Source organism: Halobacillus litoralis (assembly GCF_009856355.1).
In the GTDB taxonomy this organism is placed as follows: Bacteria; Bacillota; Bacilli; order Bacillales; family Halobacillaceae; genus Halobacillus; species Halobacillus litoralis_B.
The window spans coordinates 377523-389719 of sequence record NZ_WMEW01000001.1; the positions used below are offsets into that span (position 1 = coordinate 377523).

At 48.4% G+C, this 12197-nt stretch carries 15 protein-coding genes; 2 read left to right on the forward strand and 13 right to left on the reverse strand.

The genetic code is table 11. The features are described from left to right. Positions 1-77 precede the first annotated feature (77 nt). The 12 genes from hutP to GLV97_RS01740 all read right to left on the reverse strand — a co-directional run bounded on the left by hutP (position 78) and on the right by GLV97_RS01740 (position 10725). The gene (hutP, locus tag GLV97_RS01685; protein WP_160836693.1) at positions 78-515 is read right to left on the reverse strand and encodes a hut operon transcriptional regulator HutP; all 438 of its coding nucleotides are present in this window, start codon (positions 513-515) and stop codon (positions 78-80) included. A gap of 123 nt (positions 516-638) precedes the next feature. Continuing rightward, positions 639-887 carry a hypothetical protein gene (locus GLV97_RS01690; RefSeq protein WP_160836695.1) on the reverse strand — a complete coding sequence of 83 codons (249 nt, stop codon included), beginning with the start codon at positions 885-887 and terminating at the stop codon, positions 639-641. Continuing rightward, positions 880-1335 carry a GNAT family N-acetyltransferase gene (locus tag GLV97_RS01695; protein WP_160836697.1) on the reverse strand — a complete coding sequence of 152 codons (456 nt, stop codon included), beginning with the start codon at positions 1333-1335 and terminating at the stop codon, positions 880-882. The genes GLV97_RS01690 and GLV97_RS01695 overlap by 8 nt, the downstream gene beginning before the upstream one ends. A gap of 570 nt (positions 1336-1905) precedes the next feature. Next, positions 1906-2592: a YesL family protein gene (locus GLV97_RS01700; protein ID WP_160836699.1), complete on the reverse strand. Its 687-nt coding sequence runs from the start codon at positions 2590-2592 to the stop codon at positions 1906-1908. 48 nt (positions 2593-2640) lie between these two features. Beyond that, positions 2641-3609, reverse strand: coding sequence for a sugar phosphate isomerase/epimerase family protein (locus tag GLV97_RS01705; RefSeq protein WP_160836701.1), 969 nt, complete (start codon positions 3607-3609; stop codon positions 2641-2643). Beyond that, positions 3606-4667, reverse strand: a complete 1062-nt coding sequence (locus GLV97_RS01710; protein ID WP_160836703.1) for a Gfo/Idh/MocA family protein — start codon at positions 4665-4667, stop codon at positions 3606-3608. The genes GLV97_RS01705 and GLV97_RS01710 overlap by 4 nt, the downstream gene beginning before the upstream one ends. Beyond that, positions 4664-5704: a Gfo/Idh/MocA family protein gene (locus GLV97_RS01715; protein WP_160836705.1), complete on the reverse strand. Its 1041-nt coding sequence runs from the start codon at positions 5702-5704 to the stop codon at positions 4664-4666. Before GLV97_RS01715 ends, GLV97_RS01710 begins: the two co-directional genes overlap by 4 nt. Before the next feature lie 13 nt (positions 5705-5717). Continuing rightward, on the reverse strand, positions 5718-6440 hold the full coding sequence (locus tag GLV97_RS01720; protein ID WP_160836707.1) for a ThuA domain-containing protein: 723 nt from the start codon (positions 6438-6440) through the stop codon (positions 5718-5720). A gap of 43 nt (positions 6441-6483) precedes the next feature. Further along, positions 6484-7533, reverse strand: a complete 1050-nt coding sequence (locus GLV97_RS01725) for a LacI family DNA-binding transcriptional regulator (RefSeq protein ID WP_202409688.1) — start codon at positions 7531-7533, stop codon at positions 6484-6486. A 17-nt stretch (positions 7534-7550) separates the two neighbouring features. Continuing rightward, complete coding sequence (locus GLV97_RS01730) at positions 7551-8375, reverse strand: carbohydrate ABC transporter permease (protein ID WP_160836711.1); 825 nt, start codon at positions 8373-8375, stop codon at positions 7551-7553. Beyond that, complete coding sequence (locus GLV97_RS01735) at positions 8375-9235, reverse strand: carbohydrate ABC transporter permease (RefSeq protein ID WP_160836713.1); 861 nt, start codon at positions 9233-9235, stop codon at positions 8375-8377. The genes GLV97_RS01730 and GLV97_RS01735 overlap by 1 nt, the downstream gene beginning before the upstream one ends. 176 nt (positions 9236-9411) lie before the next feature. Further along, positions 9412-10725: an ABC transporter substrate-binding protein gene (locus tag GLV97_RS01740; RefSeq protein WP_160836715.1), complete on the reverse strand. Its 1314-nt coding sequence runs from the start codon at positions 10723-10725 to the stop codon at positions 9412-9414. Between the two features lie 355 nt (positions 10726-11080). Between GLV97_RS01740 and GLV97_RS01745 the strand changes: the two genes are divergently transcribed. Continuing rightward, positions 11081-11515, forward strand: coding sequence for an Hsp20/alpha crystallin family protein (locus GLV97_RS01745; protein WP_160888852.1), 435 nt, complete (start codon positions 11081-11083; stop codon positions 11513-11515). On the opposite strand, the gene GLV97_RS01750 is transcribed toward GLV97_RS01745, so the two are convergent. Next, on the reverse strand, positions 11509-11949 hold the full coding sequence (locus GLV97_RS01750; RefSeq protein WP_160888853.1) for an Hsp20/alpha crystallin family protein: 441 nt from the start codon (positions 11947-11949) through the stop codon (positions 11509-11511). The two genes, GLV97_RS01745 and GLV97_RS01750, sit on opposite strands and share 7 nt — an antisense overlap. 43 nt (positions 11950-11992) lie before the next feature. Here GLV97_RS01750 and GLV97_RS01755 point away from each other — a divergent pair, with 43 nt between their 5' ends. Next, positions 11993-12193, forward strand: coding sequence for a hypothetical protein (locus GLV97_RS01755; RefSeq protein ID WP_160840874.1), 201 nt, complete (start codon positions 11993-11995; stop codon positions 12191-12193). Positions 12194-12197 lie beyond the last annotated feature (4 nt).

Below are 12197 nucleotides of genomic sequence, written 5' to 3' on the forward strand. Positions count from 1 at the left end.
AAAAAAAGGCGGCAATGGCACGAAATCCCTACCATTGCCGCCTTCTTTCATCTAATGACTACAGGCCACCTATTCTTTTATATATGATTGATACCAAGGCCACATGTCTCGTGCTCCAAACCTTTTACGGGAGCTCCGATTGTCCCGTAAAACGCAACAGCCAGCCATTCCCCTTCTCCCGGGTGGTCATAGGGGCGTCCGCGGACGACTGAAAACCGGAGTCCTACTGTGCGCATCATCGTGCCTACGCCGATCTGCCCCCGGGTGACACCGTGCAGTCCTTCGAGAATCGCATGATAAAGCGCATGGGTTTCCCTGTAGACATTTTCCTTGATGATCCCGTTGCGTTTCGCTGCCGTTTCTACAGCAGCAATAATTTTCTGAACGTCCATGGATCCAGCCTTTCCCTGACAGCAGCGGACCTGATTGAAATGGTCGGCAAACCCGGACAGTTCTTCTTCTGTCAAAGAGGCGGCCAGGACAGCCAGTTTACCAATCTTAATCTGCTGGGGCACCCTGAATCACCGCATTTCTTTTTACTTCATCTATTCACTAGTCACTACATAAATTGTAACCGCTTTCTTAAAAAGATACAATCCTAATCCAGGAAGTCGATTTCGATTTCCTGGATCATTTTTTTATGTATGATCGGCCTGTGAGTGTCTCCGTTTCTGCACAAACACATAGATCAGTTCGGTTATGAAAGCGGCGGCGATTCCCGACCAGAATAATGTCTGTGCGGAAAACAGGGAGCCGGAAGCAAAGGTTTCGTAAGAGAAGTTGATAAACAGAACAATCAGGTACGTATAAAAGCCGACATAAATGCCTTTGTTCCATCCCTTTTTCTCCTGAGCTGTCATAGGGCGGAAGAAAATCGGCTTACCCATTTCCTTTCTCTTCTTTCGTAAGGCTCATCGTTATGGTCTTCTTCTGAAAACCGAGCGATTCATAAAGATTCGACGCGTCATTCCCCGCATAGACGCTTAAGCGGATTTCCCGGTACTGCTGCTGCAGACGGCTGATCCCCTCTTCCATAAGGGCACGACCGATCTCCCGGCCTCTGAATTCCGGAAGAACAAACAACTCATAGATGAATCCGAACGTCTCTCCGGAAAAGGTATCGCTTTTTTCACCCGACAGCAGCCAGCCAAGCAGCTGCCCCTGATCGTTCTCTGCGATGATGTACGTTCCCCCTTCATCAAGAACCGGCTGGACGAATGTTTTCGCCTGCTCCTGCCCCACCTTGATCGTACGCATGGTTCCTTCATAAATCATTTGATGCGTGAAAGAAAGAACCCGGTCATATTCGGAGCTTTCCAGTTTCCTAATCTTCATGCTATCCCTCCGCTTTATGGTTTGATATGAACCCTTGTATTCCTTCCTCCATTTTACCTTACAGGAAAGCTCTGTTAAAATCTGTTGTTGATATTTTAAACGGTTACAAAATCGTCTCCATCTGGAATCAGGGGGCCGGTCCGTTGTTTACTCAGAGCATGGGATGGCAGGGAAAACCGTCCGCTTTCCGCGGGGAACGATGAGCCTCCTCGAACTTCGTTCTCCGGGGTCTCCCCTTGTTCCTTTTCCCGCAGGAGTCTACCTGTTTTCCCTGCCATCCCTTTCGTAGTGGTGTAACGGACTTCAGTTATATGCTTTCTAACTACCCTTCTTTGCAGAGGCGGCCTTGGGAATGGCGGAACTCCAGTGGGATGAAGGTACATCGTGAGACCCCGGAAGGCGCTGCCTGAGGAGGCTCACGGTACCCCACGGAAAGGGAGTCATTCCCAAGGCCGCCTCATCCAAATCCCGTGACAGAAAGGGGTGATCTGAGCTCACATGTTAAATAACAACACCAAGCTATAACAGATGCTACAGGAAAAAAAGAAAACCCGGATGGCGGCATCCGGGTCAGTCCTCTGTATTTAGTTTCCTGTACACCCGGTAAAAGGCGGAAAATGATAGAAACGCAATGATGGAACCTGTAAAAATCGGGATGATCAGCGGGAAAATATACAAGCTGACCATCAGCATAAACCCTGCACTTACCGCAACAGCCACAAACAGAACAGGACTTGTAATGGTAATCAGCAGCGCCTGCTTCATCACCTGCCGGGCTTTCATATCATAGTGAACCATAATAGAAAAACAGTTGATGGTATAGACGAATAATAGAATGCCGAGCACAAGGAAAACGTTCATCAGAAGCTGGTTCCCAGCAGAGAAATAGTACAGATCCGCCACAAGCAGTCCCCACAAAACCGTGAGGAACGTCCCGGCCGCCGCACTCGTTTTATAATTTTCCTTGTAATAGCTCCAATAAGAACGCCGGGATGCTTTCTCTTCATCTTTACGGACCCACTCGCGTGCCTGGGCAAACAACGCAGTCGTTGCCGGAAAGAAAACGACGGGCAGCAGAATCATCAGTGGCGGAAGCAGATACCATAGATCCCGGGCCCCGGTGCTGTACAGCAAACTCAACAGCAGCAGTCCCACGGGAAGGTTGAAGAATGTCCAGGACAGGTTGGCCAGCGCCAGCCGGCTGATCCATTCACTTACGGCATAAAGTCCTCCTCTTACTCCTGATGTCTGTTCCATCGTTTTTTCCCCTTTCCAGCGGCTTTATTTATTCATGACAGTCAGCCGTCAGGCCCACCACATGTCTGTTGCCGGTTCCTCAATCATTACATCTTTCAAATTCTTCACTGCAGCCTGGAACCCTTCCTGGATGGACATGATCGGATCTTCGTGTTCAATACTGACGACATGATCATATCCGAAGGTCCGTAGAGCACTGATGATATCGGACCATTCCTTCGTGCCATGGCCGTAGCCGACAGACCGGAAACTCCATGCTCTTGTTTGAACGGCTGCGTAATTCTGCATATCCGTCAGCCCATACATGTTTACGTTTTCCTGATCAATGTACGTATCCTTGGCGTGGAAGTGGTGAATGGCCTGCTCCCGTCCCAGAATCTTAATGGCTGCTACCGGATCAATCCCCTGCCACCATAAGTGACTCGGGTCAAGGTTGGCACCGATCGCTTCTCCCGCAGCTTCACGGAGCTTCAGCATCGTGTAAGGGGTATGGACGAGAAAGCCGGCATGCAGTTCAAGACCGATTTTCACACCATGCTTCTCAGCCAGCTGTGCCTGCTCTTTCCAATATGGAATCAGCTTCTTGTCCCACTGCCATTCCAAAATATCGGAATACTCCGGCGGCCATGGAGTCACCGGCCAGTTCGGAGCTGTGTCATTTTCATGGCCTCCAGGCGTACCGGAAAAGGTATTGACGACAGGTACGTCCATCAATCCTGCCAGTTTGACGGTTTTCACAAAGGTTTCATGACATTCCTCCGCAAACGCCTGGTCAGGAGAAATCGGGTTGCCGTGACAGCTGAAAGCACTGATTGTCAAACCTCTGTCATGGACTTTCTGCAGGTATTCCTTCCGCTTGTCTTCACTTTCGAGCAGTTCGTCCAGGTTACAATGGGCATTGCCTGGATAGCCCCCTGTCCCGATTTCAACGGCTTTCAAGCCGGATTCTTTCGCGTGGTCGAGCATGTCTTCGAACGATTTATCGGAAAAAAGGACAGTAAAAACTCCTAGTTTCATTCAGCATCCTCCGCTCTTTTATTGATTTTAACACTTGTTCCGGTCTGACTGCTTTCATAGATCGCTTCCATCAGTCTGGTGACTTTCAGTGCCTGCTCCGGTTTGACAATCAGCTCTGACTGACCGAGGCACGCATCAATGAAATTCTCCGCCTGAACAACCCCCACTTCAGGTTCTCCTTCACGGATTTTAGCTGAACTGTCGAACAAGGCGCCGTATTTCGCCTGGTAAAGTTCAAACGGATAGACACTCAAACCACCTTCTGTACCTGAGATGGTCAGGGTGGTATGATCTTCTTTGATATTCGCTGCCCAGGAGCACTCAAACTGCAGCGACTCACCATTTTCAAACGTTATATAGCTCGTTACATGATCATCTACGTTAAAGCTTTCATGATCGAAGCTTCCCCAGTCGTTCACGAGGCCCGGCGTCTTACTCAGCCGGTCATAGGTCCGGCCTGTCACTTCTACCGGTTCCGGATCATCCAGAAGCCAGAGCGCAAGATCGAGCAGGTGGCAGCCGAAGTCAATCAGACTCCCTCCGCCCTGGAGGTCCTTATTTGTGAATACGCCCCAGCCGGGAACTTTCCGGCGGCGCATCGCCTGGACTCTCGTCACAAAGGGCTCTCCAATTTCATTGTTTATCAACACTTTCTTCGCCAGCTGCGCTTCTGGAGTAAAACGGTAGTGGTAGGCAATGTCAAGGATGCAGTTATTCCGCTCTGCCGCTTCGACCATCGCTTCTCCCTCTGCTGTGGTCATGGCCATCGGTTTTTCACAGAGCACGTGTACGCCGGCTTCCAGGGCGGCCGTCGCAATCTCCGCATGAAACTTGTTCGGTGTACAGATCGTTACAGCATCCACTTCCTGAAACATATCTTTATAATAAGAAAAGACGTAAGGGATATCGAACGTCTCCGCCACTTCTTCCGCCCGGTCACGGTTCACATCCTGAACGGCGGTCAGTTCTACTTTCCCGCTCAATTCAAGGAAAGAGGGAATATGCCGCCCCTGGGCAATTCCCCCTGCTCCAATGATGCCCATCCGCAGCCGTGTCATGGAAGAACACGCTCAATACGGCTGATTTCTTTCGTTTCTCCTGAACGGAGTGCTGCCAGAATCAACTCCAGTGACTTCAAACCTTCTTCCCCTGTAATCAAGGGTTCCGTGTCATTCAGGATGCTGTCTACAAAATGGTCGATGACCTGCGTATTCGTCTGACCGCCTTCATCATTGGACTGGATTTTTCCGAGCTGATAATTCACGATATCCCCGTTCGTGTACTGGGCAATCAGGGAGTATGTCGGATCATCCTCCAGACGGAGCGTTCCCTTTTCTCCGTAAATGACTGTGCTGTTATCTTCATGTGTGTTGTAGGCCCAGCTGGCAGTCATCGTACCGACGATTCCGTTTTCTGAGCGGAGAATGCAGACGGCATTGTCGTCTACAGTGATGTCTTTTTTCGCATTGTTTTCTACAAAGCCGGCCGCTTCCACAAATTCCTGACCAAGGATATAGCGGAGAAGATCGGCTTTATGTACACCTAAATCTCCCATGGCACCGATGAAAGCCTGATCTTTTTTAAAGAACCAGCTGTCCTCGCCTTCCGCACTCCAGCCTTCCGGACCTCCATGTCCGAAGGTCGTACGGAAGCTGTATACTTTACCGATGCTGCCGGACGCAATCAACTCCCTGGCTTTCTGGTGGGACGGTACAAAGCGCTGGTTGTGGGCAATCATCAGTTTCTTCCCATTCTTTTCTGCCGCAGCGATCATGTCTTCAGCTTCTTCTCTTGAAGTGGCCATCGGCTTTTCACAAAGCACATGGGCCCCTTTGTTCAAGGCCGCGATGGAGACAGGTGCATGCAGGTAGTTCGGCAGGCAGACGCTGACCGCATCAATCTCTTCTTTCTCCAGCAGTTCTTCATAATCCGTATAGACCACAGCACCATACAGCTGTCCTACTTTCCGCGCCCGTTCCTCAGCGATATCACAGACGGCTTTAATCTCCACGTTTTCATTGGCTTCATATTCCAGCAGGTGGCGGTTCTGCGCGATACTGCCACATCCGATTACAGCAACTCTCAACATTGTCATCGTTACAGCTCCTTTATGATTGACTCGTAATATTTTCTAAAGGCTGGGCGTTTCCATACACCGGCTTCGGTGTGTCGGCGTTACGGACATAGTTCACACCGTTACGGATGACTTTTTGTATTTCTTTGTTGTAATAGGTTGGATACGTTTCATGGCCCGGGCGGAAATAAAAGATCTTTCCACGTCCGCGTTTGAACGTCGCGCCGCTTCGGAACACCTCGCCGCCTTCGAACCAGCTGAGGAATACAAGCTCATCCGGAGCCGGAATATCAAAGTGCTCCCCGTACATCTCTTCCTTTTCCAGTTCGATGTATTCCCCGATTCCATCAGCGATCGGGTGGGTGGGATCGACGACCCATAGACGTTCCTTCTCATCAGCTTCCCGCCACTTCAAATCACAAGTGGTCCCCATCAATTTCTTAAACGGCTTGGAAAAGTGACCGGAATGAAGAACGACAAGTCCCATACCGTCAAGGACACGCTGCTTCACCTTCTCAGCAATCTCATCCTGTACTTCGTCATGGGCTTTATGGCCCCACCATACGAGGACATCGGTTTCTGCCAGCACTTCATCCGTCAAGCCATGCTCTTCTTCATCAAGCGTGGCGGTTTTCACCTGAACATGATCTTCCCCGAGGAATTCCGCGATCGCTCCGTGAATGCCGTCGGGATACACATCAGCAACGACTTGATTTTCTTTTTCGTGTCGGTATTCATTCCATACTAGTACATTCATTCTTTCCATCTCCTTTTCCTTTATCTGTTTCTATTTCTATGGATCAGATTTCCACCCGGCTTTCAGGCTCCAGCCTCCGGGAGGAATCCCGTTCGATGATCCGTGTTGGAATAATCATGCTTTTCTTCACCATATCCGGACGCTTTAACAGGTCGATTAAACTGGACGCAGATTCATGTCCCAGCTGAATCGCCTGCGTATCCACTGTCGTCAGCGGCGGATCAGCGAGTCTTGAAACAACGGTATTGTTGAAGGCAGCGATGCTGATCTGCTCTGGTATGGATGCTCCCCTGCGTGACAAAGACCGCATGACCGTGAGGGCATTATATTCATCGGTAAAAATCAGAGCCGTCGGCTTTTTTTCAAGACCGAGAAGCTGCTCTGCCACCTGGTCTGGATCCTGCTTTTCTGCCGGCACATTCTTCAGCCATTCTTCATCAATGGGAAGACTGTGGTCTTTCATCGCTGCACGGTATCCTTCTAACCGGTCACGGGCGACTTCAAACTGGGAGTTTCCTCCGACATATCCGATTCTTTCGTGACCAAGTTCAATCAGGTACCGGGTCACTTCCTTACTGGCCTGTACGTTGTCATTGTCTACATACATCGTTTCTCCCGGTCGATCGACAGGCTTTCCGAGGACAACAAAAGGAAAGCTGGACTCTCTTAAAAACGGAACGACTCGATCATCTTCCCTGGAGTAAAGAACGAGCACACCGTCCACCCGTTTTCCCTGCACCATTTTGACGACTTCCTGAAAAATGGCTTCCTCTGTATTCCCCGTTGTCAGGTACATGCTGTAATCCCGTTCATGGCAGGCATCACTGATTCCCCTTAACAATTCAGAGAAGAACGGATTTTCGAAAAAATGATCAGAGGAAACCTTCGTTACAATGCCGATGGTCTGCGTGGACTGGCTTACAAGGACACGGCCGTTATAGTTCAGATGATATCCGAGCTCGTCCATGACTTTCCGGACTTTCCGCTTCGTTTTTTCACTGATTCTCGGACTATCCGAGATGACACGGGATACGGTAGATGGCGCGACATTGGCCTTTTTGGCAACATCCTTGATTGTTACGGACACGTTCATCTACCTCCCTTCTTCTTTTATTTAACAGCACCTTCTGATACACCATTGATAATCTGCTTCTGTGCGAAGAAGTATCCGATGATGACCGGCAGGATGGCAATGGTAAGTCCAGCCAGCGCCAGGTGCCACTGCTTGGTATACTGACCGAAGAAATAGAACATCTTCAACGGAATGGTTGCATTGGATTCGTTAAGGACAAGGGATGGAAGCAGGTAGTCGTTCCAGATCCAGATGACATTCAGAATCGCCACCGTAACGGAAATCGGTTTAAGCAGCGGGAAAATGATGTACCAGAACGTCTGGAAGCGGTTCGCTCCATCAATGATGGCCGCTTCATCCAGCGATTTCGATACCCCGGTCATTGCTCCGTGATAGAGGAAGATGGAAAGACTGCACCCAAATCCCAGATACATGAAGATCAATCCACCGGCATTCAGCATGTCTGCCTGTCCAAAAATAGATACAAGCGGGATCATGACCGACTGGAACGGAATCAGCATCGCAGCAACAAAGATGAAGAAGATGACACTGCTCAGCTTACTCTTGTTCCTCGCCAGCGCATAACCAGCCATCGATGAGAACAGGATGATGATCGCAATACTCAACCCTGTGATCATTAATGAGTTGAACAGGGATTTCAAAAATTCAAGATCAATAAACGCCTCGACAAAGTTTTCAAAAACCGGTTCACTCGGAAATCCGAGAACCCCGCTGAAAATATCCCGCTTCGTTTTGAACGCGTTGACAATCATCAGGTAAAAAGGCGAGATCCAGATCAATCCGAGCAGAAGGCCGAGAATTTCTATGGATAGTAAATTTCTTCTTTCCTTGTTCTTCTTCATTACATCTCAACCTCCCGCTTCTTGTTGTAATACACTTGAGTCAATGCAATCACAGCGACGATCAGGAAGAAAATAACCGCTTTCGCCTGGGCATAAGCCATATCGTTGTCAGAGAAAGCTGTCCGGACAATTTCCATCGCCACCATCTGCGTGGAGTTGAACGGTCCACCGTTGGTGAGAGACAAGTTCTGGTCGTAGATCTTGAAGGCCATGGACAATGTCAGGAACATACTTACTGTAAAAGCCGGGGCCACAAGTGGGAACGTAATGTTCTTAAAACGCTGGAAACTGCTTGCTCCATCAATTTTCGCTGCTTCAATCAATTCTTTCGGAATGTTTTCAAGATAAGCAATGTAGATGATCATAATATAACCAGCCATCTGCCAGGCCGTCAGAATAACAAGACCCCAGAAACCGGTATTTGTCGTAGACAGCCAGCCGTTGAAGCCTTCAATGCCGGTGATGCCGGCGATATCCCCAAACACGCTGATGAATATAAACTGCCAGATGAAACCGAGGATCAATCCACCGATCAAGTTCGGCATAAAGAAGACGGTCCGCAGAAGGCTGCTTGATTTAATGTTCCGTGTTACAAGCAGGGCCAGACCCAGACCCATAATGTTGAGCAGGACGACAGTAATAAGGGCAAACTTCACAGTAAACCAGATGGAATCCAGAAATTCACTTTCCTGAAACAGGTTGATGTAGTTCTCCAACCCGATAAAAGCTGTAGCCGATATTCCATTCCAGTCTGTAAATGAATAGAATAGTCCGTAGAAGAATGGAATGACGACGACAATCCCCAATCCAAGGATTACTGGTGTCAAAAACAGCCAGAATGATAAGCTGCGGTTCTGCATGTACAACTCCTCCAATACATGATGCGGTAGATGCCGCTGGTTATGGTATCGATTTCATAAAAGAATAGGACCAAAACATCCCATCTATTAACATACTTACTCCTGCAAATATCCTAATAGAGGAGAGTTTTATAGGTCCGGCAGCGGCACAGCCGCCGCCGGTTCCTGTGATCCATTTACTGACGGGCTTTCTCCCAGGCTTCTGTTGCTCTCTGCTCCACTTCTTCCCAAGTGATATCACCGGCAATGTATTCCTGCATTGCTACACCCATAGCGTCTTCTGTCCAGCCTGTAGGAGCGCCGAGGAAGACCCATCCAAGTGTGCTGCCTTCACTTGCGTACTCGTAGATCTGCTGGGAAATCGGATCGGCAATTTCAAGATCCTCGTAGCCTTCGTAAGCAGGGATGAACTTGAACTCTTCTGTTACGAATTTCTTACCTTCTTCAGATGTGTACATCCAATCAAGGAAGTCTTTACTTGCCTGAACCACTTCATCTTCAGACTCTTTGTTGACAACCCAGTAGTTTGGTACGCCGACAGGGATACTGCCTTCATAACCTTCCACTGGAATTGGCAGGATGCCTACGTTGTTCTGAGCGAATTCCTCATCCATGGATTCAACCGTGTTGTAAACCCAGTTCCCCTGCTGAATCATAGCTACTTTGCCGAGGGAGAAGTTTTCTTCCACCTGCTGGGAATAATCGAGACTCAATACAGGCTGGACGGAGTATTCTTTCTGAAGATCCGTAAAGCGTTTCATTTGATCACCCATTTGGAATTCAACCGTATCCGCTTCATAAGCTTCTGTCACACTGTGATTGAACTCATCCGCTAAGTATGCATTGGAAAGGTGGTTACCAAGTACCCACTTTTCTTTGGCAGCGAAGGCTATCGGCGCTTCAATTCCAAGCTCATCCTTTTGGGAATCCAGCGTTTCCAAAGCTTCTTCGAACGCATCAAACGTTGTGATTTCCTCAGCGTTGATGCCGGCCTCTTCAAATACTTCCTTGTTATAAAGCATGCCGTAGCCTTCCTGGTTGAATGGAAGTCCAAGTACCTGATCGTCACGGGATACGCCTGTCAACGTTCCATCCAAAGCGGCTCCAGCGGCTTCTGTATCCGACAGGTCGGCAAGGTACTGCTCGTATTCATCTACATCCGTCGGGCCTCCAACGTTGAAGATGTCAGGCTCTTCGCCGGAGGAGAAGGATGTTTTCAGGGAAGCTCCGTAATCATTTCCTCCCCCAACCGTTTTGACATTGATATTCACGTCAGGATTTTCTTCTTCATACATGGAAACTAATTCTTCAAATTGATCCTTAAACTCTACTTTGAATTGAAAGATATCTACAGTTGTCTGATCACCGGATGCACTATCAGAGGATCCTGAGTCCCCGCTGCTGTCAGAACCGAAGGAACAGCCTGCAAGAGCGACAGTTGAAGCAAGTACAGCGGTAGCAAAACCCGAATAAAGTTTGTTCTTTTTCATTACATCCACCCCTATTTTCTATTAATCACTGAATCCGCTTACATACCACATGAAAAAAATAGAATTTCCGGCCCGTCTGTGCAAAATCACGTGCATACGTTTGCACAAATGGTATTAAAAAAAGCTCACCGGCTTGTCCATTGAATGAAAAGAAGAGTGCTTCATATTCACGTGAATACGTTTGCATAAAATCCAATGACCACTTGAGTTGATTAAATCATAACATGCACCCGATTTAAAAACAACACTATTTTTCAAATAATTCCTGAAACGGACAGCGCTTTCAATAATCAGTCACCGATGCGGTTATGTGAAGCCTGTCCGCTACATAAACTAATGAAATGAGGTGAGCGATATGAAGAAAAAGAACAATTCCATCAACTGGGAAGCTTTCTCTGAAAATGTTGAAAAGGTTCTGGGAGAAGACTTCTGGAATGATATGCACCACGTCATTCCCAAACGTGGACCATCGTATGATTTATTTGAGACCAAGGATCAGGGGGTTGTCGTCGTTGAACTCCCCGGGTTCAGTAAAGACGATCCACTCCATCTTTCCCAGCAGGGTACACATCTCCTTCTTCAAGGTGAAATCACCCCTCATTATCCCGTTCCTTTAGAAGAGCTTCATCACAACGAACGAATGAAGGGCAAATTCAAGAGAGTCATCCCGATCCCGTTCCATTTTGCCTTCGAGGATGTGGTCACTTCCTATAAAGAGGGACTGTTGATCATCACCATTTTCAAGCGTGCGCATCGTAAGGAAATGAAGGTCATATTTGAGGATCAATAGTGCAGGAAGATTTCCTTTTCATCTGTCTGTTTTTTCTGGAGACGAACTTCAATTACACCTTCCCGGTACTGGGCGTATACGTTCCTTCTGCTCGTCGCCGCCGGCAGTTTAATGGTCATCCGGCCGGCCTCCAACCCTTCCACATATAAATATCCGCTGCCGACACTAAGCCTGACTGCATCTGGATCCACAGGATGACGGAGAGCAATCGTAACCACTACTTCATTCATTAACTCAACGACCTTCACCTCTTCCTGTCCTTTCTCCTGCTGCATCTGTAATTCATGGTGAAAAGGGGTGGAAGACAAAGCTTCCTTCATCGACTGCTGTAGAAAATCATTCATCTTATCCCCATTCATCCAGTTCGGTACAGGGCCGTTCCAGCTGCCTTGATCACCGCCGGCTGGATTGAACCATTTCATAAAGTCCATCATGCTTATCTTTCCCTTTCATACATTAGTCATAGGAGGTGATTTCATGTGCCGCATCCAATTTGATCAGCTGTCGATCCATCAGGTCTCCAAATCCTCAGGAGTTTTCCAGGGTACGAACTTCCAGTCCGGCTTCAAGGCACACGCCCGTGTGTTTGAAGGGAACGGAAAAGTCGTGGGCCACCGCAACTCCCTCCTCCACAATAAACATCTCATTATGAAACGTCCTTCTGCCGATGGGGACTAACCGT